General features: G+C 69.3%; 28 protein-coding genes. 9 read left to right on the forward strand and 19 right to left on the reverse strand.

Annotation, left to right across the window (positions count from 1 at the left end):
* Positions 1-53 precede the first annotated feature (53 nt).
* The 7 genes from AC1DW3_RS17940 to mnmG all read right to left on the reverse strand — a co-directional run bounded on the left by AC1DW3_RS17940 (position 54) and on the right by mnmG (position 7009).
* A complete protein-coding gene (locus tag AC1DW3_RS17940; RefSeq protein WP_477933355.1) occupies positions 54-1079 on the reverse strand; it encodes an OmpA family protein in 1026 nt (341 codons plus the stop codon).
* An 8-nt stretch (positions 1080-1087) separates the two neighbouring features.
* Entirely contained in the window at positions 1088-2113 is a 1026-nt protein-coding gene (locus AC1DW3_RS17945) for an OmpA family protein (RefSeq protein ID WP_477933357.1), read from the reverse strand.
* A 112-nt stretch (positions 2114-2225) separates the two neighbouring features.
* Complete coding sequence (locus AC1DW3_RS17950) at positions 2226-2972, reverse strand: GNAT family N-acetyltransferase (protein WP_477933359.1); 747 nt, start codon at positions 2970-2972, stop codon at positions 2226-2228.
* Positions 2965-3504, reverse strand: coding sequence for an N-acetyltransferase family protein (locus tag AC1DW3_RS17955; RefSeq protein WP_477933361.1), 540 nt, complete (start codon positions 3502-3504; stop codon positions 2965-2967). Before AC1DW3_RS17955 ends, AC1DW3_RS17950 begins: the two co-directional genes overlap by 8 nt.
* Complete coding sequence (locus AC1DW3_RS17960) at positions 3501-4274, reverse strand: ParA family protein (protein WP_477933363.1); 774 nt, start codon at positions 4272-4274, stop codon at positions 3501-3503. Before AC1DW3_RS17960 ends, AC1DW3_RS17955 begins: the two co-directional genes overlap by 4 nt.
* 78 nt (positions 4275-4352) lie before the next feature.
* Positions 4353-5063, reverse strand: a complete 711-nt coding sequence (rsmG, locus tag AC1DW3_RS17965; protein WP_477933365.1) for a 16S rRNA (guanine(527)-N(7))-methyltransferase RsmG — start codon at positions 5061-5063, stop codon at positions 4353-4355.
* A complete protein-coding gene (gene mnmG / locus AC1DW3_RS17970) occupies positions 5060-7009 on the reverse strand; it encodes a tRNA uridine-5-carboxymethylaminomethyl(34) synthesis enzyme MnmG (protein ID WP_477933476.1) in 1950 nt (649 codons plus the stop codon). Before mnmG ends, rsmG begins: the two co-directional genes overlap by 4 nt.
* A 336-nt stretch (positions 7010-7345) precedes the next feature.
* Between mnmG and AC1DW3_RS17975 the strand changes: the two genes are divergently transcribed.
* Genes AC1DW3_RS17975 through AC1DW3_RS17990 form a run of 4 tightly spaced genes read left to right on the forward strand, consistent with a single transcriptional unit; the run spans position 7346 to position 10367 of the window.
* Positions 7346-8515, forward strand: a complete 1170-nt coding sequence (locus AC1DW3_RS17975; protein ID WP_477933367.1) for a M23 family metallopeptidase — start codon at positions 7346-7348, stop codon at positions 8513-8515.
* Between the two features lie 33 nt (positions 8516-8548).
* A complete protein-coding gene (locus tag AC1DW3_RS17980) occupies positions 8549-8806 on the forward strand; it encodes a YkgJ family cysteine cluster protein (protein ID WP_477933369.1) in 258 nt (85 codons plus the stop codon).
* Positions 8807-8840: 34 nt separating this feature from the next.
* Positions 8841-9809 carry a Bug family tripartite tricarboxylate transporter substrate binding protein gene (locus AC1DW3_RS17985; RefSeq protein WP_477933371.1) on the forward strand — a complete coding sequence of 323 codons (969 nt, stop codon included), beginning with the start codon at positions 8841-8843 and terminating at the stop codon, positions 9807-9809.
* Positions 9810-9854: 45 nt separating this feature from the next.
* On the forward strand, positions 9855-10367 hold the full coding sequence (locus tag AC1DW3_RS17990) for a hypothetical protein (RefSeq protein ID WP_477933373.1): 513 nt from the start codon (positions 9855-9857) through the stop codon (positions 10365-10367).
* Here AC1DW3_RS17990 and AC1DW3_RS17995 read toward each other — a convergent pair.
* The 4 genes from AC1DW3_RS17995 to AC1DW3_RS18010 are packed head-to-tail and all read right to left on the reverse strand — an operon-like array spanning position 10364 to position 14303.
* Complete coding sequence (locus AC1DW3_RS17995; RefSeq protein WP_477933375.1) at positions 10364-10876, reverse strand: hypothetical protein; 513 nt, start codon at positions 10874-10876, stop codon at positions 10364-10366. The genes AC1DW3_RS17990 and AC1DW3_RS17995 overlap by 4 nt on opposite strands.
* 12 nt (positions 10877-10888) lie before the next feature.
* Complete coding sequence (locus tag AC1DW3_RS18000) at positions 10889-12052, reverse strand: ABC transporter permease (RefSeq protein WP_477933377.1); 1164 nt, start codon at positions 12050-12052, stop codon at positions 10889-10891.
* Positions 12049-12831, reverse strand: coding sequence for an ABC transporter ATP-binding protein (locus AC1DW3_RS18005; RefSeq protein WP_477933379.1), 783 nt, complete (start codon positions 12829-12831; stop codon positions 12049-12051). Before AC1DW3_RS18005 ends, AC1DW3_RS18000 begins: the two co-directional genes overlap by 4 nt.
* Positions 12828-14303 (reverse strand): alpha/beta fold hydrolase, encoded by a 1476-nt coding sequence (locus AC1DW3_RS18010; protein WP_477933380.1) that lies wholly within the window; start codon positions 14301-14303, stop codon positions 12828-12830. The genes AC1DW3_RS18005 and AC1DW3_RS18010 overlap by 4 nt, the downstream gene beginning before the upstream one ends.
* 168 nt (positions 14304-14471) lie before the next feature.
* Here AC1DW3_RS18010 and AC1DW3_RS18015 point away from each other — a divergent pair, with 168 nt between their 5' ends.
* Both AC1DW3_RS18015 and AC1DW3_RS18020 read left to right on the forward strand, forming a co-directional pair.
* Entirely contained in the window at positions 14472-14603 is a 132-nt protein-coding gene (locus AC1DW3_RS18015; protein ID WP_477933382.1) for a hypothetical protein, read from the forward strand.
* Positions 14604-14667: 64 nt separating this feature from the next.
* Positions 14668-14871, forward strand: a complete 204-nt coding sequence (locus AC1DW3_RS18020) for a hypothetical protein (RefSeq protein ID WP_477933384.1) — start codon at positions 14668-14670, stop codon at positions 14869-14871.
* Here the strand turns inward: AC1DW3_RS18020 and AC1DW3_RS18025 are convergent.
* Together AC1DW3_RS18025 and AC1DW3_RS18030 are read right to left on the reverse strand one after the other, a co-directional pair.
* Entirely contained in the window at positions 14868-15539 is a 672-nt protein-coding gene (locus AC1DW3_RS18025) for a hypothetical protein (protein ID WP_477933385.1), read from the reverse strand. The two genes, AC1DW3_RS18020 and AC1DW3_RS18025, sit on opposite strands and share 4 nt — an antisense overlap.
* Positions 15515-15883 carry a DUF3667 domain-containing protein gene (locus AC1DW3_RS18030; RefSeq protein WP_477933387.1) on the reverse strand — a complete coding sequence of 123 codons (369 nt, stop codon included), beginning with the start codon at positions 15881-15883 and terminating at the stop codon, positions 15515-15517. Before AC1DW3_RS18030 ends, AC1DW3_RS18025 begins: the two co-directional genes overlap by 25 nt.
* A gap of 136 nt (positions 15884-16019) precedes the next feature.
* On the opposite strand from AC1DW3_RS18030, the gene gstA reads away from it, so the two are divergent.
* A complete protein-coding gene (gstA, locus tag AC1DW3_RS18035; protein WP_477933389.1) occupies positions 16020-16631 on the forward strand; it encodes a glutathione transferase GstA in 612 nt (203 codons plus the stop codon).
* Here gstA and AC1DW3_RS18040 read toward each other — a convergent pair whose 3' ends face one another.
* From AC1DW3_RS18040 to AC1DW3_RS18050, 3 genes are all read right to left on the reverse strand, one after another.
* On the reverse strand, positions 16632-18194 hold the full coding sequence (locus tag AC1DW3_RS18040; protein WP_477933391.1) for a thioredoxin family protein: 1563 nt from the start codon (positions 18192-18194) through the stop codon (positions 16632-16634).
* Between the two features lie 72 nt (positions 18195-18266).
* Positions 18267-18701 carry a nuclear transport factor 2 family protein gene (locus tag AC1DW3_RS18045; protein ID WP_477933393.1) on the reverse strand — a complete coding sequence of 145 codons (435 nt, stop codon included), beginning with the start codon at positions 18699-18701 and terminating at the stop codon, positions 18267-18269.
* The gene (locus tag AC1DW3_RS18050) at positions 18698-19126 is read right to left on the reverse strand and encodes a MerR family transcriptional regulator (protein ID WP_477933395.1); all 429 of its coding nucleotides are present in this window, start codon (positions 19124-19126) and stop codon (positions 18698-18700) included. Before AC1DW3_RS18050 ends, AC1DW3_RS18045 begins: the two co-directional genes overlap by 4 nt.
* 48 nt (positions 19127-19174) lie before the next feature.
* On the opposite strand from AC1DW3_RS18050, the gene AC1DW3_RS18055 reads away from it, so the two are divergent.
* Positions 19175-19834, forward strand: coding sequence for a DNA alkylation repair protein (locus AC1DW3_RS18055; RefSeq protein ID WP_477933397.1), 660 nt, complete (start codon positions 19175-19177; stop codon positions 19832-19834).
* Here the strand turns inward: AC1DW3_RS18055 and AC1DW3_RS18060 are convergent.
* Together AC1DW3_RS18060 and AC1DW3_RS18065 are read right to left on the reverse strand one after the other, a co-directional pair.
* The gene (locus AC1DW3_RS18060) at positions 19831-20205 is read right to left on the reverse strand and encodes a cupin domain-containing protein (protein WP_477933399.1); all 375 of its coding nucleotides are present in this window, start codon (positions 20203-20205) and stop codon (positions 19831-19833) included. The genes AC1DW3_RS18055 and AC1DW3_RS18060 overlap by 4 nt on opposite strands.
* Positions 20206-20287: 82 nt before the next feature.
* Positions 20288-21925: a phosphoethanolamine transferase gene (locus AC1DW3_RS18065; RefSeq protein ID WP_477933401.1), complete on the reverse strand. Its 1638-nt coding sequence runs from the start codon at positions 21923-21925 to the stop codon at positions 20288-20290.
* Positions 21926-22132: 207 nt separating this feature from the next.
* Here AC1DW3_RS18065 and AC1DW3_RS18070 point away from each other — a divergent pair, with 207 nt between their 5' ends.
* The gene (locus AC1DW3_RS18070; protein WP_477933402.1) at positions 22133-22342 is read left to right on the forward strand and encodes a hypothetical protein; all 210 of its coding nucleotides are present in this window, start codon (positions 22133-22135) and stop codon (positions 22340-22342) included.
* On the opposite strand, the gene AC1DW3_RS18075 is transcribed toward AC1DW3_RS18070, so the two are convergent.
* Positions 22339-24390, reverse strand: a complete 2052-nt coding sequence (locus AC1DW3_RS18075) for an oxidoreductase (RefSeq protein ID WP_477933404.1) — start codon at positions 24388-24390, stop codon at positions 22339-22341. The two genes, AC1DW3_RS18070 and AC1DW3_RS18075, sit on opposite strands and share 4 nt — an antisense overlap.
* Between the last annotated feature and the right edge of the window lie 106 nt (positions 24391-24496).

The following is a 24496-nucleotide window of genomic DNA, read 5'->3' on the forward strand; positions in this document are numbered from 1 at the left end:
CGGTGTCCTGCCCGTCGCCGGGGGCCGCCGGCCCCAGCGATTTTTGGCGCGCGCTACTGCGCGACCAGCTCCACGCGCCGGTTCCTCGCCCGCCCGGCCTCGTCGCCATTGCCGGCCACCGGGGCGAGCGAGGCCAGGCCCTTGGCGCTGAGGCGCTTGGGGTCGACCTTGTAGGGCGCCGCCGTCAGGGCCAGCACGACGGCGCGGGCGCGCTCCATGCTCAGCGCCTGGTTGGCCTCGAAGCTGCCGACGTTGTCGGTGTGGCCGACGATGTAAGCCTTCAGCATGGGCTGGTTCTTCATCAGCTCGGCCATCGCGTCGAGCTGGGCCTTGGACTCGGGCTTGAGCTCGGTCTTGCCGGTGTCGAAGAACAGGCCGGTCAGCGTCACGCGGCCTTCCGCCACGAGGCCGGCCTGCAGGGCATTGGGGTCGACCGTGACCTGGCCGGTCTCCATGGCCTTGGGCTCGACGACCTGCACATAGGTGGCCACCATGCCGGTCGTCGCATTGGCGGCCAGCGAGTTGTAGATCAGCACGGTGGCTTCCTGGCCGGGCTTGCCCAGGGTGCCGACCAGCATGCGGCCCTCGTCGCCGGACAGGGCCGACGTCAGGCTGTAGCGGCCGCTGGTGGGCGTATCGACCGTGCCCTTGGCCCAGACGAAGCCCTTGGTCGGATCGCTCTGCTTGAGCCAGGCGAAGTAGAGGTCGAAGCAGTCGCGCTCGCACGAGAAGCGCTTCTTGAAGCCGGCCGCGTTCAGCGCCTGCTCGTAGTTGCGCCAGACCTCCAGGTTGGCCTTGCCGCGCGGCGCGATGTAGACGGTCTGCGTGACCTTGCCTTCGAGGTTGAGCAGCGGGTCCTTGAACTGGCGCTTGTCGGCCTTGGACAGTTCGACGCTGGGCGGAATGACGGCGGCGTCCCAGTTGGAGACGCGCTGGCCGGCCAGCCAGGAGCCGGCGAAGCGCCTGATGAGGGGGTGGTCGGCCGCGCCGGGCACGTCGGGGTAGGGGGCGTCGGCGGCGAAGGCTGCGGTCTGGGCGAGGAGGGCCAGCAGGGCGACGGTCAGGCGGGTGTTGATCATCTTGGCAGTCATTGAAGGACCATTTCGACACGGCGGTTCTTGGCGCGGCCGTCTTCGCTGGTGTTGGTGGCGACAGGGGCAAAGCCGGCATTGCCATGCGGCTGCAGGCGGCTCGCGGCGATGCCGCGCTGCGTCAGCGCAGCGGTGACGGCCTGGGCGCGGCCCTGGCTGAGCTTGAGGTTGGCGTCCACGCTGCCGACGTTGTCGGTGTGGCCGACGATGAAGACCTTGAGGGCCGGCTGGGCCTTGAGCACGGCCGCCATCTGGTCGAGCTGGGCATTGCTGTCGGGCTTGATGTCGGTCTTGCCGGTGTCGAAGAGCAGGCCGTAGAGAGCGATCCTGCCTTCGGCCTGCAGGCCCGCGCCGATGGCCTTGGCATCGACCGTGACCTGGCCGGTAGGCATGGCCTTGGGCTCGACGATCTCGACGTAGGTGGCGGCGCGGTTGGTTTCGCTGTTCTCGGCCATGGAGGTGAACAGCAGCACATTCAACGTGCGGCCGCCGCTGCTCAGCGTGCCGACCATCATGCGGGCCTGCTCATAGCTGATGGCCATCTCCAGGTTCCAGGCGCCGCTGCCGGTGGCCGAAGGCAGGTTGCCCTCTGACCAGCGCATGCCCTTGGCGCGCTCCGTGCCGTCGAGTGCGAAGTAGGCCTTGGTGCAGCCCTGGGCTTCGTTCTCGCACTGCCAGGTCGTCTTGAAGCCGGCGGCGGTCAGGGCCTGCTGGTAGTTGCGGTAGACCTCCAGCGGGCTCTTGCCCAGCGGGGCCAGGTAGAACAGGCGGGTGACCTTGCCTTCCAGGCTGACCGGGTTGGCGAACTTGTCGTTCTCGGTCTTGGACGCGCCGCGGGCGTCGGGGAAGCTGCGCTGCTCCCAGTCCTGCTGGGCATAGCCGGCCAGCACGCTGCCGGTGAAGCGCTTGAGGACGGGATGGTCGGCGCTCTTGGCGACGTCGGCCTTGGGGGCGTCGGCGACGGCCGTGGTGGCGAGGAGCAGGGAAGAGAGAAGAGCGAGGGCGGCGCGGAAGGGCGTCATGGGTGGGGGCGGGTTGGAGGCGCGATGTTGACGCAGCCAACGCGCGAGACCCTCGCCACAGCGACCTGCAAACGTGGGAGCCGAAAGGAGGGACGGGCCCTCGGCCTTCGACTCAGACCAGTTCTTTTTCCGGGCTGCGGTAGTGGTAGCGGTAGGCGAAGGTAAAGCCCATGCGCGTGTAGAGACGCTTGGCGACCTCGTTGTCGCTGCCCACCTGCAGATAGGCCTGGCGAGCGCCTTGCGCGTGCGCGAGCGCCAGCAGCGCGCGGCACAGGCGCTCCGCATGGCCCTGGCGCGGCACGGCGGAGAAGATGTCGTAGAGGCCGACGATGTCGCCGTCGACGACCATTTGCCCGCAGGCCAGCAGGGCGCCTGAGGCATCATTCAGCGCAAAGCCCTGGTAGGTGACCGGGGCGTTAGCGATGCGCTCGGCGTGGGCATCGATGGCGGTCTGGGATGAGCCGCGCAGCGCGCCGACGGTGGCGGCGTAGGTGGGGGCATCGAGGGCCTGGAGAGCGGGGGGAGCGGGCTCGGCGGCGAGGTCGCCGAGCACCATCACATCCGCCGCATCGAAGGCGTTCCAGCCCTTGGCGGCGAGCAGGGCATCGAGATCGGCCGGTTGGCTCCAGGGTGTCACGCGCACCGCGAGCGGCAGGCCGGCCGCGTCATAGGCGCGCTGGCAGCGGGCCAGCAGCTCGTCCAGCGGCAGGGCGCCGGCGCGCAAGGCATTGATGCAGCGCGAGCGCTTGGCCTTGCCGGGCGACAGGCGGATCAGCCAGCCGTCGATGTCGGCCTGCTGGGGCGGGGCGCTGGCGTCCAGGCCGGCGTGTTCGGCGCGCAGGGCGAGGGGATCAAGCATCGGTCAGCAACGAAGAGGGATGGCGCCAGACGCAGCGCCATTCGGGCAGGCACACGCCACCAAAAGGCGGGGTCGTGCCGGGGTCGATGAACTCGGCACCCATGCGGGCATAGAAGCGCTTGGCGGCTTCGTTCTGGTCCAGCACCCAGAGATGCAGAGGCTGGGTATGCGCCGGCCCCAGTTCGCGGACGACGGCCTGCAGCAGCTGGCGGCCGATGCCGCCGCCCTTGAGGTCGGGGTGGACGTGCAGGTTGTCGACCAGCGTGCCGCAGACCGGGTCGTGGCCTGGCAGCACATAGGCAAAGCCGATCATCTGGCCGGCGGTGTCTTCCGCCACGATGCCGAAGGCTGGCGTGGTGGCCAGTCCCTGCAGTCGCTCGCGCCAGACGGCCTGGCGCTCGGCGAAGACCTCGTGGTCGAGGAAGCCATCCGGCACGATGCCGCGGTAGGCACTGCGCCAGCTGATGGCGTGGAGGACGGCGACGCTGTCGGCGTCGTCGGCACGCATGGCACGCAAGGCGGCCGCGCTCACCGCATCGTCTCGATGCGCCTCACCATCTCCTTGGCGAAGTCGACAAAGGCCTGGGCGCCCTTGGAGCTGGGGTCGAACACCACGCCCGGCAGCCCATAGCTCGGCGCCTCGGCCAGGCGGACATTGCGCGGGATGACGGTGTCGAAGACCTTGTTGCCGAAGTGAGCCTTGAGCTGGTCGCTGACCTGCTGCTGCAGCGTGATGCGCGGGTCGAACATGACGCGCAGCAGGCCGATGATCTGCAGGTCGGGGTTCAGGTTGGCGTGGATCTGCTTGATGGTGTTGACCAGATCGGTCAGGCCTTCGAGCGCGAAGTACTCGCACTGCATCGGCACGATGACGCCATGGGCGCTGCACAGGCCGTTCAGCGTCAGCATCGACAGCGAAGGCGGGCAGTCGATGAGGATGAAGTCGTAATCCTTGCCGGCTTCGGCCAGTGCCGCCTTCAACCGGGCCTCGCGGCGTTCCAGCGCGACCAGATCCACCTCCGCGCCAGCCAGTTCGCGGTTGGCGCCGAGCACGTCGTAGCCGGCCTTTTCGGCACGGGTCTTGGCCTCGGCCAGGGAGGCGGACTCCAGCAGCACGTCGTAGACGGTCAGCTCCAGCTTGCGCTTGTCGATGCCCGAGCCCATGGTCGCGTTGCCCTGCGGATCCAGGTCGACGACCAGCACGCGCTGGCCGATCTGGGCCAGGCCGGCGGCGAGGTTGACGGTGGTGGTGGTCTTGCCGACGCCGCCCTTCTGGTTGGCAATGCAGAAAATCTTGGCCATGGGTTCGAGTTCTCGGTCAGCCGGCATCGTACCGGCGTGAGATGACTGTGAGGCTCGGGCCGGACCCGCRCCGACGGCTCAACGAGGCCGCATCCAGATGATGCAGCGCTGGGCGTCCAGGCCCGGGACGGCCAGTTGTTCCACGTGAAACACGCTCACGTCGGCAGGCAGGGCGGCGATCTCGTCGGCCGGGTGCTGGCCCTTCATGGCCATCCAGACGGCGCCTTCAGCCAAATGCTGGCGGGTCAGGCTGGTGAAGTCGACCAGCGAGGCGAAGGCGCGCGAGGTGATGACGCCGAACGGCTCCGTCTTCAACTGCTCGACGCGGCTGTGCACGCCATGCAGATTGGGCAGCTTCAACTCGGCCGCGACCTGCTGGATGAAGGTGGTCTTCTTGGCGACGGCGTCCACGCAGCTGACGTCGGTGCCGGGGAAGCAGATGGCGATGACGACGCCGGGCAGCCCGCCGCCGGCGCCGACGTCCATCAGCCGCGAGACATGTCTACCCTCCGCCTGCGAGTACGCAGGCACCTCCCCGAGGGAGGGCAAGTCTTCCTTGGGGCGGCCCGGCGCTCGACTTGCGGCGCCGTGGCGCTGCAGCGGCGCGATGACGGACAGGCTGTCGATCAGGTGGTGGCTCAGCATCTGTGCCGGGTCACGCACAGCGGTCAGGTTGTAGACCTTGTTCCACTTCTGCAGCAGGGCCAGATAGGCCAGCAGCTGGTCAAGTTGGATGTCGCTGAGTTCGAGGCCGAGTTCGGCGGCTGCCGCCTGGAGCGTGTCCCTCATGCCGCCTCAGCTTCCGTGAAGCCCTTGAACTTGCTCTTCTTCAGGTGCACCAGCAGCAGCGAGACCGCGGCCGGCGTGATGCCGGAGATGCGCGAGGCCTGGCCCAGCGTCTCGGGGCGGTGGGTGTTCAGCTTCTGGCGCGCCTCGAAGGAGAGGGCGTGGACCAGGCCGTAGTCCAGGTCTTCGGGCAGCTTCAGGTGCTCGAAGTGGGCGGCGCGGGCGACGTCATCGACCTGCTTGTTGATGTAGCCGGCGTACTTGGTGCTGATCTCGAGCTGCTCGGTGACGAGGTCGGCCAGCTCCTGGCCCAGCTCGGCGGTCAGTGTTTCACGTGAAACGCCGGCTTCGGGCCGCGCAATCGACGCCACCTCGGCGATGGTGTCAAAGCCGACGCCAGGCCGGCGCAGCAGTTCGACCAGCGTGTATTCACGCTCCAGCGCCTTGCCGACCAGCCGCTCCGCATCCGCCGCAGGCAGGATGCCGGGATGCACCCAGGTGTTCTTCAGCTTCTCGGTTTCACGTGAAACAGCGTCGCGCTTGCGGTTGAAGGCGGCCCAGCGCTCGTCGTCCACCAGGCCCAACTGGCGGCCAGTCTCGGTGAGTCGCGCGTCGGCGTTGTCCTCGCGCAGCTGCAGCCGGAACTCGGCGCGGCTGGTGAACATGCGGTAGGGCTCGGTGACACCCTTGGTGATCAGGTCGTCCACCAGCACGCCCAGGTAGGCCTGGTCGCGCGCCGGCGTCCAAGGGCCGTCGCCGCGCACCTGCAGTGCCGCGTTCAGGCCGGCGAACAGGCCTTGAGCGGCGGCTTCCTCGTAGCCGGTCGTGCCGTTGATCTGGCCGGCGAAGAAGAGCCCTTGGATGACCTTGGTCTCGAAACTGGCCTTCAAACCGCGCGGGTCGAAGTAGTCGTACTCGATGGCGTAGCCGGGGCGCAGGATGTCGGCGTTCTCCAGGCCCGGGATGCTGCGCACCGCGGCGAGCTGGATGTCGAAGGGCAGGGAGGTGGAGATGCCGTTGGGGTAGAACTCGTGCGTCGTCAGGCCTTCGGGCTCCAGGAAGATCTGGTGCGAGTCCTTGTCGGCGAAGCGATTGACCTTGTCCTCGATGCTCGGGCAATAGCGCGGCCCCACGCCCTCGATGACGCCGGTGAACATGGGGCTGCGGTCGAAGCCGCTGCGGATGATCTCGTGCGTGCGTAGATTGGTGTGCGTGATCCAGCACGGCATCTGCTGCGGATGCATGGCCTTGCTGCCCATGAAGCTGAACACCGGCACGGGATCGAGGTCGCCGGGCTGGGCCTCGCACTTGCTGAAGTCGATGGTGCGGCCGTCGATGCGCGGCGGCGTGCCAGTCTTGAGCCGGCCTTGCGGCAGCCTCAGCTCCTTGAGCCGAGCGGACAGGCTCACCGCCGGCGGGTCACCCGCGCGGCCGGCGCTGTAGTTCTCCAGACCGACGTGGATGCGGCCGTCCAGGAAGGTGCCGGCCGTCAGCACGACGGCGCGGGCGCGAAAACGGATGCCGGCCTGCGTGACGGCGCCGACCACGCGGTCGCCTTCCACCATCAGGTCGTCGACCGCCTGCTGGAAGATCTGCAGATTCGGCTGGTTCTCCAGCATGCGGCGGATGGCCGCCTTGTAGAGGATGCGGTCGGCCTGGGCGCGGGTGGCGCGCACGGCCGGGCCCTTGCTGCCGTTCAGGATGCGGAACTGGATGCCGCCTTCGTCGGTCGCCAGCGCCATCGCGCCGCCCAGGGCGTCCACTTCCTTGACGAGGTGGCCCTTGCCGATGCCGCCGATGCTTGGGTTGCAGCTCATCTGGCCCAGGGTCTCGATGTTGTGGGTCAGCAGCAGCGTCTGCGCGCCCATGCGGGCGGCAGCGAGCGCCGCCTCGGTGCCGGCATGGCCGCCGCCGACGACGATGACATCGAATTCCTTGGGGTAGAGCATCTCTTTATCCATTCCGCATTTCGGGCCGAGCGCTGGGCCGCTCCCGAGCCGGCCCGCTCTGGCGATGTGCTTGCCGGTCAATCCGGCAGGCATCGCCGTCCCCTCGGGGACCGGCCAAGGTAGTCCTTGGACGAGGGGCGTCGAGCCATCGGGCAAACCCGGAATTTTAAAGAGTGGCTGTGGATAAGTCATCCCATACGGCCTTGGTACGCGGGCGCACATACCGCAATCGGCGCAATCCGAACGCTTGAAGCCCCAGGGAATGCAGATGGTCGCGCCGCACAGGCGCTGCCGGGCGCCGGTACCCACAATGCGGCACCGTCTTGAAAGGACCCCATGCTTCCTCGCCAAGTGTTTTTGTCGGCCTGCCTGGCCGCATCCTGCAGCCTGCCGGCCTGGTCGCAAGCCCTGTCGGTGCGCTTCTATCCGGCGCAGGGCGTGCATGCCTATGCCATCGATTCGGTGCGCGGCGTCCAGGGGGTGCTGGTGCAGAACATCGCCATCGCCAACGACGGCAGCGTGCCCGTCACGCTGGATTCGGTGATGCTGGCCGTGAAAGGCCCCGGCACGCCGACCGACTCCCGGCTGCTGGAAGCCGCGGACCTGGCCAAGAGCGCCGCCCGCGGCAAGCAGATGGGCGACGCCGGCCTGATCGACCAGCTCGGCTTCCAGTTCGGCGGCGCCGCGCTGCTGGGGCCCAAGCCGGTCTTCGCGGCCTCGGCGACGCTGGCTCCCGGCGAGACGCTGATGCTGGTGCAGCAGTTCCTGAGCTACCGCGGCAAGCGGCCGGCCGTGACGGTGCAGGTCGCGGGCCACGACGCCAGCCAGCAGGCGGTCAGCGCCGTCGCCTCGCTGCCCATCCTCAGCGGCGCCAAGAACAGCTACCGCTTTCCGCTCGCGGGCACCTGGTTCATCGGCGCCGGCCCGAGCGCCCACTCCCATCACCGCTGGGTGGTGCCGCAGGAATTCGCCCTCGACATCGCGCGCATAGGTGCGGGCGGGCTGAGTTATCGCGGCAAGGGCAGCCGGCTGGCGGAATACTTCGCATATGGCGCGCCCGTGCTGGCGGCCGCCGACGGCATCGTGCGGGTCGCGCGCCAGGATGTGCCTGAGTCCGTGGACGACCTGCGGCGCCCGGGCGAGGAGCAGGGCGCCTATCTGAAGCGCGTCGGCGAGCTGCAGGACAAGCGCATGGCCCAGGGCGAGGACGCCCTCATCGGCAACTATGTGCTGATCGAACACGCCCAGGGCGAGTCCACCGTGTATGCCCACCTCAAGACGGCCAGCGTGCGCGTCAAGGTCGGCGACACCGTGCGTGCCGGGCAGGTCATCGCTTCGCTGGGCAGCAGTGGCAACTCCACCGAGCCGCATCTGCACTTCCATGTCTGCGACCGGCCCCTGGCGCTGCGCTGCGCGGGCGTGCCCGCGAGCTTCGCGAACATCGAGCTGCCTTATGTGGATCAGTTGCGCGAGCTGCAGTCCGGCGACATCGTCGTCAGCAAGTAACCCCGGGCCTGGCAGGCAAAATCGCGGCTACCCATGGAATGCCGCCCCCGCTGCGCCGCCTGCTGCATCGCGCCCTCGATCAGCTCGCCCATCCCCGGCCACCCGAATGGCAAGCCGGCGGGTGTGCGCTGCGTGCAGCTCGATGAGGAACTGCGCTGCCGCATTTTTGGGCAGCCCGAGCGCCCGGCTGTCTGCGGCTCCCTGCCGCCGCATGAGGAGATGTGTGGCGAGAACCGCGAGCAGGCCATGCTCTGGCTGGGTTGGATGGAGCAGGAGACGGCGCCCGGATAGAGTCGGCCCACGCTGACTTCTTCACCGCGCCGCCATGACCGATCTGCAACGCCGCCTGCTGCTGTTGTCCTCCGCCGGTCTGGCCCTGCCCAGCCTGGCCGAGACCCCCTGGCCCAGCCGTGCCATCCGCCTGCTCGTGCCCTTCGCGCCGGGGGGCAGCAGCGAGATCGTCGCGCGCACCGTCGCGGCCGAGCTGACCAAGTCGCTGGGCCAGACCATGTATGTCGAGAACAAGCCGGGAGGCGCCGGCAATGTGGCCATGGCCGAGGTGGCCCGCGCGGAGGACCAGCACACGCTGGTGCTGGGCCATATCGGCACGCTGGCCGTGAACCCCTATATCTTCGACAAGCTGCCCTACGACCCGGTCAAGGACTTCCGGCCCGTCACGCTGCTGGCCAAGGTGCCCAGCCTCTACGTCGTCCACGCCGACGTGCCCGCCAGGACGCTGCAGGAGTTCGTCGCCTACGCCCGCAAGCGCCCGGGCCAGCTGAACTACGGCTCGGCGGGCAACGGCAGCGCCGGTCACCTGGCGATGGAATACCTGAAGATGGCGGCCAATATCTTCATGCTGCATGTGCCCTACCGCGGCACCGGCCCGCAGCTGACCGACCTGCTGGGCGGGCGACTGGAGGCCGCGGCCGTCGGGGCGCCGGCCGTGCTGCAGTTCATCAAGGCCGGCAAGCTGCGCTGCCTGGCCACGGGTTCGCGCGAGCGCCTGCCCCAGCTGCCCGACGTGCCCACGGTGGCCGAGCAGGGCTTCCCCGGTTTCGAGATGACGCAGTGGTATGGCCTGCTGGCACCGTCCAGCATGGCGCAGGCCTCGGTCGACAAGCTCGCCGTGGAAGCGGCCAAGGCGATCCGCTCGACCGGCTCCAAGGATCGCCTGAGCGCCGACTCCGCCGAGGCGGTCGGCAACACGCCGGCCCAGTTCGCGGCCTTCATCGCCCAGGAACAACAGCGCTGGAAGCCGGTCCTCCTGCGGGCCAAGGTCAAGCCGGATTGAGCGTCAGCGCGGCCTCGCGGCGCTGAGCGTTTACGCTTCGCGCCCATGACACCCCAGGACACCCCGCCTCCCACCGACAGCCTGCTGGCCCGTCTGGCCGAGGAACGTGCTGCCTTTGCCGACGCCTACACGCTGAAGTTCCCGCGCGCCGTGACGCTGGCCGAGTTCGTCGAGGCCTTCTACACGACGCGCCTGTTCAAGGTGGAGCGCGCCCTGATCGCGCTGCTGGGCAAGCCCTCCAGCGACGCGATGGCGCGCGCCGTGGCCCGTGGCGAAGGTGAGCGCCTGGCGGTCTGGACCGTCGCGGCGCGCAGGCCCGACGAGCTGCTGATGCACGAGGACAGCGGCGCGACGCGCTCCTGGTTCAAGGTCGAGGCCGCTGAGGCCGCTGAGGCCGGTACGGCTGGCAGCACGCTGTGGTTCGGATCGGCCGTCGTGCCGCGCCGGCGTGAGCCTGGCGGCGCGCCGCGCCTGGGCTGGGTCTTTCACGCCCTGCTGGGCTTTCACCGCTGGTACTCGCGCGCGCTGCTCAAGGCCGCCGCTCGGCGGTTGGGTTAGGGCTCGATGCCGGGGCCGCTGATCTTCTCGGTCACGGCCTGCCCCGTCACCGGGTCCTCGATCCAGACTTCGCAGACCTTGGCGGCGATGCGGCCGCCGACGATGTAGCGCTTGCCCTCCTGGGGCGTGAAGCTGACCTCGCCGACCGTGCGGCAGGTCGCGTTCGACATCGCCAGCATCGGCGAGGCGTATTGCGTCGTCGCCTGCAGCCGCACCCGGGCCGGGCGCAGCGGCAGCTCGTTGGTCAGCGCCACCGGCGCCACCGTCATGCCGCTGCCCTGGCCGGCGCGCGTGGTGGCCATGCTGCTGCTGGACAGGCGGCGGTCGTCCACCTGCGTCATCTCGAAGACGTGCAGCCGCTGGGCGCTGATGGCCACCACCTGGTCGGCAACGTTCACCGTCGGACCGGTGTAGTCGGGGGGCGTGGCGGCTTCAAAGGCGGTGAAGCTCTTGAAGCTGGTGCAGCCGGCCAGCAGCACCAGGGCAGACGTGGAGAGGATGCGATTCATGGGCCGCGCAGCTTAGCGCGCCACGGCGGCCCGCATCGAACGCGCCACGTAAAGCAATGCGACTGCCGCGAGCGCGAAGCCGACGATGACGCCGGGCATCACCTGGCTCCAGCGCAGCGCCTCGCCCTTCAATACCGCCATCATCAGCGTGTTCTGGGCAAGACCTGGCACCCAGTAGTACCAGGCCGCCTCGCCGCCCGGATTGAACATGCTGACCATGGGCATCAGCGTGATGGCCGTGATGACCAGGGTGCTGCCGGCCTGGGCTTCCTTGAAGGTCTTGGAGCGGATGGCCAGGGCCATCAGCAGCGCCGACAAGCCGGCCGCGAGCGGGATCTGCAGCAGCCAGAAGGCCAGCACCTCGCCGCCGCCGAAGCTGAACTGCGCCTGCAGCACATCGCTCTTCAGCAGCCACTGCGCGGGCACGAAGCTCAGCGACGACAGCAGCGCCACGGCCATGCCCATCAGCGCGACGGCAGCCCATTTGCCGGCCACGATGGCACCGTGCGGCGCGGGGTTCATCAGCAGCGGCTCGAGCGAACCGCGCTCGCGCTCACCCGCCGTGCTGTCCAGGGCCGAGGTCAGGGCGCCGTAGAGCACGGCCATGATGATGAACATCGGGATGATGCTGGTGAAGCGCGCGGCACGGGCCTGGGCGCTGGCGAGGTCGCGCTCCTGCACGTCGACGGGCTCGAGCAGTTCGGTGGACACGCCGCGCATCGCCAGGTTGAGCATGGCGCGCTCGCGGTTGAAGCCGCCCAGCAGGCGCGCGATCTGCCCGACGCCGGCGTTGGCGCGCTGGTTGGCGCTGTCGCTGACGATCTCCACCGTCGGCGCCTCACCGGCCAGCAGCTTGGCTTCGAAGTCCTTGGGCACGACCAGCACCGGCTCCAGCAGCGTCGTGGCACGCAAGCCCACCTCGTAGTCGGCCGGCGCGGCCTTGACGGTGTAGGTCTGGCGTTCGATGTAGTTCTTCAGCGTCGGCGCCGCCTCGATGTTGACGGCCAGGATCTCGCGCTTGTCGGCGCGTTCCTCCAGCGAGGCGATGAGGCCGGACAGGGCCATCAGCAGCAGCGGGCCCATCAGCACGGCGGGGATCATGAGGCGCAGCAGCGTGCGGCGGTCGCGCAGCGCGTCGCTGAGCTCTTTGACGAAAACGATCAGGCCTTGTTTCACGCAGCCACCTCTTCCGGAAATGCGAGCTTGACGAAGGCGTCCTCGAAGCGGGATTCACCGGCCTGTTCCAGCAGGCCCGGCACGCTGCCGTGGGCGACGCTGCGGCCCTTGGAGACGATGATGACCTCGTCGCAGAGCTGCTCCACCTCCTGCATGATGTGCGTCGAGAAGACGATGCATTTGCTGCCGCCCGCGGGGCTCTTGAGCCAGCGCAGGGCCTCGCGCAGCGCACGCGTGGCCAGCACGTCCAGGCCGTTGGTGGGCTCGTCCAGCACGATGTTGGCCGGGTCGTGCACGAGGGCGCGGGCCAAGGCGGTCTTCATGCGCTCGCCCTGGCTGAAGCCGTCGGCGCGGCGGTCCAGGATGCTGCCCATGTCGAGCAGCTTGGCCAGCTCCTCGGCGCGTGCGTTGGCGGCGTCGGGGCTCATGCCTTGCAGGCGGCCGTAGTAGACGATGTTCTCGCGTGCCGACAGCCGCGGGTAGAGGCCGTGGGCATCGCCCAGGATGCCCATGCGGCCCAGGGCCTTCAGCGGTGCGTCCTTCACGGCAATGCCGTCGACGCTGATCTGGCCCGCATCGGGAGGGAACAGGCCGGCCAGCATGCGCAGCGTCGTCGTCTTGCCGGCGCCGTTGGCGCCCAGCAGGCCGGTGATGCGGCCGTTGGCGGCCTTCACGCTGACGCCCTGCACCGCGTGCACGACGCGCTTGGCGCCGCGCTTGAACAGGCTGCCGCCGCTCTGGGCGACGAACTGCTTGTGAACGTCCTGGATGTCGATCATTTCGCTGCCCCTTCTTGCGTGGACTGGATGGGTTGGAAGGCGACGGGGCGCGGGATGCGGGTGGCGCAGGCGGCGTCCTGGGGCAGGGCGGCCGTGTCGGCCTTGGCGTCGATGAAGCGGAACATCAGGTCGCGCACGCAGCCGACGGCCATGACGCCATGGCCGGCTTCGGCGACGACGACATGCTGCACGCGCTCCGGATGGCCGGCGCTCAGGGCCTGGGCGACATGCTCGCCATGGCGCGGCGGCGTGGCCGGGTCGGCGCCGCCGCTCAGCACGAGGACGGGGCTGGGCGCGGGCGGCATCTTGTAGAAGTCCGGCGCCACGTCACCACGGGGCCAGGTCTTGCAGACGCGGGCATACATCTCGGTGTCCACCGTGCGGAAGTCGGCGCCCGGTGCGTCCTTGGATTCGCCGATGCGAGGGGCGTCCTCGGCGCACATGACCGAGAAATGCATGCCCATCGCCAGCCGCATCGAGGGGCTGGAGCCGAAGGCCGTCGTCAGGCCGAAGAGGGGAGCAAAGTTGCCGTCGCTGGCCGCCGCGTGGATGGCCGCGGGCAGGGCGGCGGCCAGGGCCGGCTGGTAGAGCGGGCCGCGCACCGAACGCATGACGAGGTCGCGGTCGACGCTGAAGCGCTCCAGCACGCCGGTCAGCGGCTGCTGCACGGCGACGGGGCGTGGCAGCGAGGCCAGCAGCTTCTGCCAGTCCGCGCGCAGCTCGGGATGGGTCTTGGCGTGGGCTGCGAACAGCTTGTCCAGCGCCGCCTGGCCGTCGGTGGAGAAGCTGGCCGGCAGGATCATGTCCGGCGGCGCGACGCCGTCGATGACGGTGCGGCGCACCTTGGTCGGGAACTGGCGCAGGTATTCCACCGCGGCGCGCGTGCCGTAGCTGGCGCCGACGAGATTCCACTGCGGCACGCCGAGCTGCTCGCGCACGGCGTCCATGTCCTGCATGGCAATCGTGGTCGTGAAGAAGCGCAGGCCACCGTCCTTGCCGTAGGGCAGCTTTTCGAGTCCGATGCGGCATTCTTCGATGCGCCGCATCTGCGCGCCCGGCTCAAGCTGCTCGGCGACGGAGAGCTTGCTGTCGTCCGGGCAGTCCAGCGGTGCGGACTTGCCGGTGCCGCGCTGGTCGATGAAGACCAGGTCGCGGCGGTTGTTCAGCCTTGATAGGCGCGGCAGCACGCGCGAGGCCACCTTGATGGCGCTCTGGCCGGGGCCGCCGGCCAGCAGCAGCACGGCGTCGGGCTGCTTGTTGCGGGCCAGTGCCGGCACGACGAGGTAGTGGATGTCGACCTTGACGCCGTCCGGCCGCGCCGGGTCCAGCGGGCGCTGCAGGCTGCCGCATTGCAGCTCGGTGGGAATGCCGTCGATGCGGCAGGGCTTGAGCGGCGCGGCCGCGTGAGCCAGCGGCGCGGCAAGCGCCAGAGCGGCGGCGAGCGCACAGGCGCGCCGGGCAGGGAAGGGCATGGCAGGGCTCCAGGGATCGGATGGCCGCCAGTATCCGGGCCGCCAGGCCTGCCCCCGCGTTGGGGATGACGGTTGGCAGTTCCATGAGCTGAATGGCGCCTGACGCGGGATGAATGGCAGCGTATGCTGGGCCGCCCTTCAGCCAGCCACCGTCCCCGGGAGCCAGCCATGACCCTTTGCCCCATCGCCATCGTCGCCGGCTGCGCCAAGTGCCCGGCCTTCAAGGTCTGCCCGCTGAAGACCGTCATCGGCGATGCGCCCAAGGTGTCCCCGGCCCAGCCTGCCAAGCCCCGCAAGTAGCAGCGTCGGGCGCACTCGACCAAAATAGGCGCTGCGGCACTCGCGCCGCGAAGAAAGGCTGAGCGTGCAGACACTCGACGAGATGCGTGACCGCTGCCTGCTGACTCACGAACAGCATGCCGAGATCGGTGCCTGGGTCAGCCAGGCGCGCACCCCCGAGGCCATCCTGGCCATGCCCGAGGGGCTGTGGCGCACGCTGGAACTGGCCAGCGTGCTGATGGACGTGGACGCCGACCTGCGGCGCGAGCCGCTGCTGTCGGAGCTCTAGCCCGCCGCCAGTGCCCCGGCCATCGTCAGGAGGACGAGGCCCAGCGTGATGATGACCCAGTGCAGCACCGCCAGCAGCGCGGCGCGCAGCACCGTCGTCCACCAGCTGGCCGCGTGCACCCGCTTCAGCGCCAGCACCGGGTAGACGTTGGACCAGGCCCAGACGGCAAAGGCCACGACGCCCCAGGGCAGCAGCACCGCCAGCAGCAGCATGCCGTACCAGGCTGCGTGCAGATGCATGGCGAAGACGAAGTGGGCGCCATAGGGCTGGCGCCAGAACAGCAGCTTGAGCAGGCCGGCAAAGAAGGGCAGGGAGCACAGCACCGCATAGGGCGCCAGGCCCAGCATGGTGGCGCCCATGGCGCTCATGGACCCCTGGGGGTCGGCACGCCAATGGTCTTCGGCACGATGCATGCGGTCCTGCATGCCCTGGGGCAGCTGCGAGGCCAGTTCGGGGTTGAGGATGTTCGCGTCCCTGCTGCGCTCGACCACCTTCTTCTTGGTCTTGGCGATCTTGGCGGCAGCGCCTGATGCCGCTGACGCCGCCTGGGGCACGACCTGGGCGACCTCGTCGTCATCGTCCAGGAAACCCTGCGTGCTGCCGGGCATCAGCTTCAGCGCCAGGAAGAACAGCAGGCCCAGCGTCAACAGCAGGCGAAGCGGCAGCACATAGCGCGCTGCTTGCGGCCGGCCAGGTATTCGCGCGTCAGGAAGCCGGGCCTGGCCATCAGGCCCCACAGGCTCTTCCACAGCGTGCCTTCGACGGCGATGTAGTGGCTGACGAACTCGTGCGCGAACTCCATCAGCGACGGCGGGTGGTTGGCCGTGTCCTGGCCGCACTGGCTGCAGAAGCGCGCGTTCATCGCCAGCGTGGCGCCGCAGTTCAGGCAATCACCGCTGGCGCCGTGGCCGTGAGCGGCCTTTCCGCCGCTGAGCGCCAGGCCAGCCAGGTCGGCCGAGGCCACCACGGCGGCGGTGCCGCCAGCCAGGCCGCTCAAGCCTGCGTCATCCATGTTCCGTCCCTCCGCGGCATTGTGTCCAGCAGCCCTAGCGCCGCCGGGGCCGAAGTGTGCCGCAGCTGGCGCTCGCCGCTCCGAGCGGGCATGGCATTTGCCGCTTCTGACCCTCAGCTACCAGGAGACATCCGCCATGAAGCTCTATTTCAGCCCCGGTGCCTGTTCGCAATGCCCGCACATCGTGTTGCACGAAGCAGGCCTCGCCCACGAAGCCGTTCAGGTCAACCTGAAAACCCATCAGCTCGCCGACGGCAGCGACTACTACGCCATCAATCCGCGGGGCTATGTGCCGCTGCTGGAGCTGGACGACGGGCAGCGCATCACCGAGAACGCCGCCCTCGTGCAGTACATCGCCGACCTGGCGCCCGCCAAGGGCCTGCTGCCGCCGGCCGGCACGCTGGCACGCACGCGGGTGCAGGAGTGGCTGGCCTTTGTCGGCAGCGAATTGCACAAGGGCTTCGGGCCGCTGTTCAACCCGGCCGTGCCTGACGAGGTGAAGGCCCTCTTCAAGAAGAAGCTCGTGGAACGCTTCACGTGGGTGGACGGTCAGCTTTCGGGCAAGTCCTACCTCATGGGCGAGAGCTTCACGGTGGCCGACGCCTATCTGTTCGTCATCACCGGCTGGTCCGGCCGCATGGGTGTGGACATCGCGGGCCTGGAGAACCTGGCCGCCCACCAGGCGCGCATGCAGCAGCGCCCGGCCGTGCAGGCCGCGCTGAAGATGGAACAGGCAGTCGCCGCCTGATCAGGCCTTGGCTGGTTTCATCAGGCCGGCACAGGCCGACTTGGCCTTGGCGTCGCTGCCGTCCAGCTTGCCGCAGACGCCGTCGAGCTGGGCCTTGAGGCGGCCGACAACGGCGGCCTGCGTCGGGCCCTGGTTCCAGGTGGTCAGCAGGCTGCCGACCTTTTTCAGCGAACGCTCGCTGCGTTCGTAGAAGGCGCCGGGGTCCTTGTCCGCCTCGCTGAACAGCTGGGCGGCGGCCTTCTCGATGCGCGGGGCGTCCTCGGGCGACAGCTCGACCAGCGCAGTCAGATAGGTGGTGCCCCATTGCAGGCGGGTGGCCGGGCCTTCGCTCTTGTTGAAGGCCTCCTCGTACCAGCGCAGCGCGTCGGCTCGTCTGCCTTGCTTCTTCGCGTTGCTGCCGAGCTGGCTCATCAGGTAGTAGGGCGAGTGGCTGCGCGCCAGGGCCGATTTCAGCAGCTCGTCGCTGTCCTTCCACAGCCCGGCGCGGCCCAGCAGATGGGCGGCCTCGGTGACGACGGCCTGGCGCTCGTAGCCATCGGTGATCTCGCGGTTGGCCTTGGCGGCCTGCTCGCGGGCTTCGGTCAGCAGGGCAGCGGGGATGTTCCTGGGGTTGGGGTCGTCCTTGGGCGAATCCAGGCGCGCCAGGTCGATGCGGCCCTGCAGCGCGTTCAGGCGGTCGGCGCGGGACAGCGTCGTGTCTTCGTTGAGGCGCTTCAGCGCGGCGTCGAATTCGGCGACCAGGGCATGGCGCGCCTCGCCCGGCTGCGGCGCGAAAGCCTTGACCAAGTCGGGCGCTTCGTTGGTCAGTACGTCCATCTGGGCGTGGGACTGGGCGGCGTCGCCGAGCACGGCGCGCAGGCGCGGCAAACCTGTCGAAATTTGGGCCGGGTCGGCCGCCTTGCCCTCGGCCATCGCGCCGACCGACTTCAGCCACAGCCGCGTCGTCGTTTCGGCATCCACGCCCTCGCTGGCCTTGGCCAGCTGGGCCAGCGTGGCCGGTCGCTCGGCTACCGGCAGCAGTTGCTGCTCGTCGGTCTCCCAGCCGTAGAAGCCCAGCAGCCGCCATTCGTTGGCGGCGAGCTTCTTGCCGGCCTTGGCGTCGGCCAGCACCGCCTTCACGGGGCGGCCGCTGGACAGGCCCAGCTGCAGCACCTTCATGACCTGGGCCGCATCGGCCTCGCCGGGCAGGCGGGTGATCTCGCTGCCGGCCGGGTTGAACAGGATCATGGTCGGGTAGCCGCGCACCTTGAAGCGCGTGCCCAGCTTCTGCGCGCCGGGCGCGTCGCCGTCGATGCCCACGGCCACGAAGGCCTTGCTCTGCTCGATGAAGTCCGCGCGGTTGAACAGCGTGGCCTTGAGCTGGTTGCAGGGCGGGCACCATTTGGCGCCCCAGTACAGCAGCACCGGCTTCTTCTCGGCCTTGGCCTGCACGAAGTAGCGGTCGATGTCGGCATCGGCCGCGGCGGCCTGCCAGGAGACGCCCGGGCCGGTGACGGCGTGGGCAGGGGCGCAGCTCAGGGTCAGGGCAAGCGCAAGCGTCGAGAAGAGGGGTAGCAGCTTCATGGCAGGCGACGAAATGGGGTGGCGCAATTGTCCTAGGCTTTGCGCCGCGTCACGCGCGTTCGCCGAATAGGCTTATGAGCCGGCCGCATGAGCTGCCATCTCGGGTGCGCCGAGCACGCGGCAGGCGAGGTCGGTGTCCATGTACTCGGTGACCGAACGCAGCCGCCCGTCAGCCACCCGGTAGACCATGCAGTAGTGGTTGTCATAGGCCTCGCCGGCGGTGGTCTGCACTTCGCCACGGCATTGCACGACGACGGTGTCGCCCTCGGCGATGAAGTGCTCGGCGCGATTGCGGTAGCGCGTCGCGAAGCGCTGGAACAGCGGCGCAAGCAGATCGCGCTGTACGGCCTCGCGGCCCAGCCAGCTGCGCGACCACGCCGAGTGGCCGGCGATGGTCCAGCTGAAGTCCTCGGCCATGGCCTCGCGGAAAGGCCGGCCGTCGCCGTCCGCCAGGGCGGCGTAGATGGATTGCAGCAGGGCCTTGTTGGTCTCGGTGGCGGTGTTCATGTCGGTCTCCTGGGGTTGAGCGGGTCGCGTTCCGGGCGTTGGCCGGTGGCGATCCAGTCGTCATAGAAATCCAGCTTCTGGTCCAGCGCGCCCAGCGCCTCCTGCCAGCGCGTGATCGTGGCCAGCACCTCGGCACGGTGGGCGGCCAGCATGTCGCGGCGCGCGCCCAGGCTCTTGCGGCCCTGGGTGACCAGTTCGGTGTAGCGGCGCATCTCCGCGATGGACATGCCGGTGATGCGCAGCCTCTCCATCAATTCGAGCCAGGCGACATGCTGCTCGCGGTAGCGCCGGCGGCCGCCGGCGTCGCGCGCCACGCCGGGCACCAGGCCCTGGGCCTCGTACCAGCGAATCGCGTGGACGGACTTGCCGCAGCGCGCGGCCAGCGCGCCGATCAGCAGCAGGGGAGGGTCGGCCAGGGCTGTCATGGGGCCATTGGACGACCTAGAGTGCGCTCTAAGTCAAGCGCCATCTTCATGAGCACCTCCCGACTCGACCTTGCCCTGCAACGCCTGCATGCCGCGGCCCGCCCCGAGGCGCTGGAGGCCATGGCCCGCTTCGGCCTGACCGGCGATGCCCGCCTGGGCCTGGCCGTGCCGACGCTGCGGGCGCTGGCCCGCGAGTTCAAGCGCGACCACGAGCTGGCCCTGGCGCTGTGGGACAGCGGCATTCCCGATGCGCAGATGCTGGCCGGCATGGTGGCCGAGCCAGCCCAACTGACGGTGAAGCAGATGGACCACTGGGTCGCCGGCATGAGGGCCTGGGACGTCTGCGACCAGGCCTGCACCAATGCCTTCGTGAAGAGCCCTCTGGCCTGGGAGGCGATTCCGCGCTGGGCGGCGCGCGAGGCCGAGTTCGAGAAGCGCGCCGGCTTCGCGCTGCTGGCCGTGGCCGCCGTGCACCAGAAGACGCGGCCCGACGCCGACTTCATCGCCCGCCTGCCGCTCATCGAAGCCGCCGCCGACGACGAGCGCAACTTCGTCAAGAAGGCCGTCAACTGGGCGCTGCGGCAGATCGGCAAGCGCAGCCCGGCACTGCGTGAGCCTGCGCTCACAGTGGCGGAGCGCCTGTGCCAGCGTGAGGAGAAATCGGCGCGCTGGATAGGCAGCGACGCGCGCCGGGAGCTGAGCCGCTAGACCTGGCCCAGCTGCGCCTCGATGGAGCGCGTCTTCTCGTTCGGCGTGTCGCCGCTGTGCAGCGTCGTCTTGCGCTCCACCAGCATCAGCAGGCACTCCTCTTCGGCCACGGGGCAATGCTCCACGCCGCGCGGCACGACGAACATCTGGCCCGCCTCCAGCGTGACCGCGCCGTCGCGCATCTCGATGCGCAGCCGGCCGCGCAGGATGTGGAAGAGTTCGTCCTCGTCGGGGTGGCGGTGCCAGCCGAAAGTCCCCTGCACCTTGGCGACCTTGACGTAGTTGTCGTCGAAGGCGCCGACAACGCGCGGCGACCAGAACTCGGTCAGGCTGGCGGCGACGTCGACGGGGCTGATGGCGGTGGCGGTCATGGCGGTTCCTCGGGTGGGATGCGTCAGCCTAGCCGATCCAGGTTGGCAAACGATAAATCGACTCTGACCCCAGTTTCAGAGATCAGCGCATGTCTTCGTAGTTCCAGCCGGGGCCGTCGATCTGGCGCAGGCGGCGCGGGCGTGGGCGCCAGTCCGGCGAACGCAGGCTTTCGGCGGGCGCGATGCCGTTGGCGTCGACGCCGGCCAGGTCCAGCAGCGTGGGCATCAGGTCGGGGTGGCTGATGGGCGCCTTGCTGTGGACCCGCAGCGGCGCGAGGGCCTCGGGCCAGCGCCGGCGGTAGGCCTCGTTGGCCCAGAAGAACAAGGGCACCGTCGTGTCTGCCTTGGACGGATCGGTCAGCGCGTGCATGAAGCGCTGGCGCTCGTCGTCGAAGAGGTTTTCGCCATGGTCCGAGGTGAAGACCAGCAGGGCCGGCGTGGGGTCGGCACGCAGCGCGGCGATGGTGCGCATCAGGAAACGGTCCAGCACGACCAACGTGTTGTCGTAGGAATTGATGGCCTCGGCCTTGTGGCCCGGGCCTGGCCAGCCGTTGACGCCGGCGTCGGCCAGCGTGGGCGTGAAGCGCCGCGCCTGGGCGTCGTAGCGCTCCTCGTAGGGGAAATGGCTGCCGATCATGTGCAGCACGATGAACTGGCGCGGCCCGGCCTGGCGCAGCAGTGCCTCGAACGGTGGCAGTAGCGCGGCGTCCATGCGCAGATGGAAGTCGTAGTCGCCGCGCGCGAAGTCGGCCACGTCGGCGTCGCTGATCAGGTCCGAGTTCTCCTGGTTGGACAGCCAGGCCGCGTGGTAGCCGCCCTCGCGCAGCGTGCTCACGACGCTGGCTCGGCCGTGGTCGCCGAAGGGCCGGCCGACGATGCCGGGCACGGCGACACCGGTCCAGTGCGCCGTCGAGGCGACGTCGTGGAACAGCAGCAGCTCGTCGCGCAGCGCGGACAGGCCGGGCGTCGTGTCGCGCCCATAGCCATAGATGCCCAGGTGATCGGGCCGAACGGACTCGCCGATGACCAGCACCAGGTGCAGAGCCTCTTCGGCCGAGCCGGGGCGGGCACGGCCGTTCAGCGAGACGGTCGGCTTCTCACGCCCGGCCTGCTCCAGCACGCGTTGCAGGCTGGACGCGAGGTTGAGCGGAAACACCCGGTCGGCCGTGGTCCGCTCGAAGAACGCCGGCAGGCTCAGCTGCTGCGGGAAGGCCTGCCGCATTCCCAGCGACAGGCAGGCCATGCCGAGCAGGCCAGCCAGCCAGCCCTTGCGGCCCGCCAGACGCCAGCGCCCGTCGATGCGCCAGGCCAGCAGCGGGTAGGCCAGCGCGATGGCCGCCCACAGCCACACCCAGGCGCCGAAGCCGCGCACCACCTCCAGGCTGCGCGCCGGCGCCGTGTGCAGCGCCGCGGCGACCAGGGCGTCGCCCGGAGGGCTGCCCAGGCTGAGGCAGAGGTAGACATAGGGCGGCAGCAGCAGCACCGCGGGCGTCCAGGCCAGCATTGCCCAGCGCAGGCTGCCCAGCAGCGTCGGCACCAGCGCCAGCAGCCACAGCGACAGCCCCAGCGTGGCCAGGCGCTCGGGCAGGTCCAGCCCGGTGCTGCCCAGCGCGACGACGAGGCCGGGGCTGGCCAGCAGCGACAGCAACAGCGCCACCAGCCCGCGCTGGGCCGGCGCAGGGCGAAACGGGGCTTGGAAGGGCGGCGCGGAGGGGATCAAGGCGATGGGCGGCTGATGGGCGCCGCGAGCTTAGCCTGCGGCCGTCTCCCCCTTTTGGGGGAAGAAGAGGGGAAGAAGGGGGATGCGGCGCCGCCCTCTCCCCCCTCGCTCCACCCTCCGGGTGATGTCCCCCAAAGGCCCCGGCCGCGATGCTGACGGCATGGCGTTGAACACGACGACGCCCCTTCAAAAACCCGGAGCCACCCCATGCAATTCTTCAACTCCTCGCAGTCGTCCTGGTCCCACTCCAAGCTGCCTGTGGCCGGCCTGCCCAGCCCGCGCACGGCGGCCAGCGGCGCCAATCGCAAGCTGGATTGCGGCTGGTACGACTCCAGCTTCGACCTGGCTCAGGGCCTGGAGATCGTCGAGCAGGACTGCGACACCCTGTACCAGCTCTGGGAGCTGTCCCAGAACTAAAGCGTGCAGGCCAGCTTGGTGCCCTGCAGGATGGCGCGTTTGGCATCCAGCTCGCCGGCCTCCAGCGCGCCGCCGATCAGGTGGACGTTGACGCCCGCGGCCTTCAGCGGCGCCTCCAGCTCGCGCAAGGGCTCCTGGCCGGCGCACAGCACGATGGTGTCGGCCTCGATCAACTGGGCGTCGGCCCGTTTCTCGCCATAGCTGACCCACAGGCCCTCGGCCGTGATCTGCTCGTAGTTGACGCTGGCCAGCATGTCAACGTTCTTCATCTTCAGTGCCGCGCGGTGGATCCAGCCGGTCGTCTTGCCCAGGCCCGCACCGGGCTTGCCGGCCTTGCGCTGCAGCAGCGTGATCTGGCGCGTCGGCGCCTCGGGTGCCGGCCGCAGCAGGCCGGCGCGCACCTGTTCCGGGTCGCCCACGCCCCAATGGCGACGCCAGGCGGCCGGGTCCAGCGTCAGCGAGTGGCCGGCCTCCAGCAGGTATTCGGCCACGTCGAAGCCGATGCCGCCGGCGCCGACGATGGCGACCCGCCCACCCACCGGCTTGCCGTGCCTCAGCACATCGATATAGCTCAGCACCTGGCCGCGCGCTTGGCCTTCGTCCTGGCCCTTGATCTTCGGATTGCGTGCGCTGACGCCGGTGGCCAGCAGCACCTCGTCGAAGCCCTTCAGGTCGTCCGCCGCGACGCGACGGTTCAGCTTCAGCTCGACACCGGTGACCTCGATGCGGCGGCCGAAATAGCGCAGCGTCTCGCTGAACTCCTCCTTGCCCGGGATGCGCTTGGCCATATTGAACTGGCCGCCGATCTCGGCCGCGGCGTCGAACAGCGTCACCGCGTGGCCGCGCTCGGCCAGCGTCGTCGCGGCGGCCAGGCCGGCCGGGCCGGCGCCGACGACGGCGATGCGCTTCTTCGCGCCATTCACCGGCTTGATGACGATCTCCTGCTCGTAGGCCGCGCGCGGGTTGACCAGGCAGGTCGAGATCTTCTGCGCGAAGGTGTGGTCCAGGCAGGCCTGGTTGCAGGCGATGCAGGTGTTGATCTCGTCCGCCCGGCCCTGGCGGGCCTTCTTGACGAACTCCGAGTCGGCCAGGAAGGGCCGCGCCATCGACACCATGTCGGCGCTGCCGTCCGCCAGCACGCCCTCGGCCACCTCGGGCGTGTTGATGCGGTTGCTGGTGATCAGCGGCGTCGTGATGCCTTCCTCGCGCAGCTTGACCCGCAGCTTCGCGGTCACCCAGGCGAAGCCCGCGCGCGGCACGCTGGTCGCGATGGTCGGGATGCGCGCCTCGTGCCAGCCGATGCCGGTGTTGATGAGGGTGGCACCGCCCTTGGCCACGCGCCGGCCCAGCTCCACGACTTCCTCCCAGCTGCTGCCGTTGGGCACCAGGTCCAGCATGGACAGGCGGTAGATGATGATGAAGTCCGGCCCGACGGCCTCGCGCATGCGCGCCAGGATCTCCAGCGGCAGGCGCATGCGGTTCTCGTAGGACCCGCCCCAGGCGTCCGTGCGCTGGTTGGTGTGTTCCACCAGGAACTGGTTGATGAAATAACCCTCGCTGCCCATCACTTCGACCCCGTCGTAGCCGGCCTCGCGGGCCAGCTTGGCGCAGCGGATGAAGGCGCGGATCTGGCGCTCGATGCCGCGGGCCGAGAGCTCGCGCGGCGTGAACGGGCTGATCGGGCTCTGGATGCGCGACGGCGCCACGCACAGCGGCGAATAGCCGTAGCGGCCCGTGTGCAGGATCTGCAGCGCGATCTTGCCGCCCTCGGCATGCACGGCGTCCGTGATGATCTTGTGGCGCCGCGCCGCGCCCGACGTGGCCAGCGTGCCCGCGAAGGGCTTGGCCCAGCCTTCGATATTGGGCGCGAAGCCGCCGGTGACGATCAGCCCCACCTCACCCTTGGCGCGCTCGGCGAAAAAGACCGCCATGCGCTCGAAATGCTTGCGTCCATCCTCCAGGCCGGTGTGCATGCTGCCCATGAGCACGCGGTTCTTCAGCGTCGTGAAGCCGAGATCCAGGGGCGCGAGGAGGTGGGGATAGTTCATGGCGGCGGATGCTACCGACGCGGACGCGCCGGAATTGGAGTGCTCTCCTCACCTGCAGCCTGGGGCAGACCCTGGCTCCAGCAACAGTTCTTCACCCGGTGCTAGG

This window comes from Roseateles sp. P2_H4, from assembly GCF_056403315.1.

Bases quoted from the DNA above. Each gene is read 5' to 3' on its own strand.
- AC1DW3_RS18045 (WP_477933393.1), bottom strand. From the start codon at position 18,701: ATGAACACCGCCACCGAGACCAACAAGGCCCTGCTGCAATCCATCTAC.
- AC1DW3_RS18005 (WP_477933379.1), bottom strand. From the start codon at position 12,831: ATGATCGACATCCAGGACGTTCACAAGCAGTTCGTCGCCCAGAGCGGC.
- rsmG (WP_477933365.1), bottom strand. From the start codon at position 5,063: ATGAGGGACACGCTCCAGGCGGCAGCCGCCGAACTCGGCCTCGAACTC.
- mnmG (WP_477933476.1), bottom strand. From the start codon at position 7,009: ATGCTCTACCCCAAGGAATTCGATGTCATCGTCGTCGGCGGCGGCCAT.
- AC1DW3_RS17950 (WP_477933359.1), bottom strand. From the start codon at position 2,972: ATGCTTGATCCCCTCGCCCTGCGCGCCGAACACGCCGGCCTGGACGCC.
- gstA (WP_477933389.1), top strand. From the start codon at position 16,020: ATGAAGCTCTATTTCAGCCCCGGTGCCTGTTCGCAATGCCCGCACATC.
- AC1DW3_RS17980 (WP_477933369.1), top strand. From the start codon at position 8,549: ATGGAATGCCGCCCCCGCTGCGCCGCCTGCTGCATCGCGCCCTCGATC.
- AC1DW3_RS18030 (WP_477933387.1), bottom strand. From the start codon at position 15,883: ATGGATGACGCAGGCTTGAGCGGCCTGGCTGGCGGCACCGCCGCCGTG.
- AC1DW3_RS17995 (WP_477933375.1), bottom strand. From the start codon at position 10,876: ATGAATCGCATCCTCTCCACGTCTGCCCTGGTGCTGCTGGCCGGCTGC.
- AC1DW3_RS17985 (WP_477933371.1), top strand. From the start codon at position 8,841: ATGACCGATCTGCAACGCCGCCTGCTGCTGTTGTCCTCCGCCGGTCTG.
- AC1DW3_RS18060 (WP_477933399.1), bottom strand. From the start codon at position 20,205: ATGACCGCCACCGCCATCAGCCCCGTCGACGTCGCCGCCAGCCTGACC.
- AC1DW3_RS17975 (WP_477933367.1), top strand. From the start codon at position 7,346: ATGCTTCCTCGCCAAGTGTTTTTGTCGGCCTGCCTGGCCGCATCCTGC.
- AC1DW3_RS17960 (WP_477933363.1), bottom strand. From the start codon at position 4,274: ATGGCCAAGATTTTCTGCATTGCCAACCAGAAGGGCGGCGTCGGCAAG.
- AC1DW3_RS18075 (WP_477933404.1), bottom strand. From the start codon at position 24,390: ATGAACTATCCCCACCTCCTCGCGCCCCTGGATCTCGGCTTCACGACG.
- AC1DW3_RS18050 (WP_477933395.1), bottom strand. From the start codon at position 19,126: ATGACAGCCCTGGCCGACCCTCCCCTGCTGCTGATCGGCGCGCTGGCC.
- AC1DW3_RS17945 (WP_477933357.1), bottom strand. From the start codon at position 2,113: ATGACGCCCTTCCGCGCCGCCCTCGCTCTTCTCTCTTCCCTGCTCCTC.
- AC1DW3_RS18010 (WP_477933380.1), bottom strand. From the start codon at position 14,303: ATGCCCTTCCCTGCCCGGCGCGCCTGTGCGCTCGCCGCCGCTCTGGCG.
- AC1DW3_RS17990 (WP_477933373.1), top strand. From the start codon at position 9,855: ATGACACCCCAGGACACCCCGCCTCCCACCGACAGCCTGCTGGCCCGT.
- AC1DW3_RS18055 (WP_477933397.1), top strand. From the start codon at position 19,175: ATGAGCACCTCCCGACTCGACCTTGCCCTGCAACGCCTGCATGCCGCG.
- AC1DW3_RS18070 (WP_477933402.1), top strand. From the start codon at position 22,133: ATGCAATTCTTCAACTCCTCGCAGTCGTCCTGGTCCCACTCCAAGCTG.
- AC1DW3_RS18015 (WP_477933382.1), top strand. From the start codon at position 14,472: ATGACCCTTTGCCCCATCGCCATCGTCGCCGGCTGCGCCAAGTGCCCG.
- AC1DW3_RS18040 (WP_477933391.1), bottom strand. From the start codon at position 18,194: ATGAAGCTGCTACCCCTCTTCTCGACGCTTGCGCTTGCCCTGACCCTG.
- AC1DW3_RS17940 (WP_477933355.1), bottom strand. From the start codon at position 1,079: ATGATCAACACCCGCCTGACCGTCGCCCTGCTGGCCCTCCTCGCCCAG.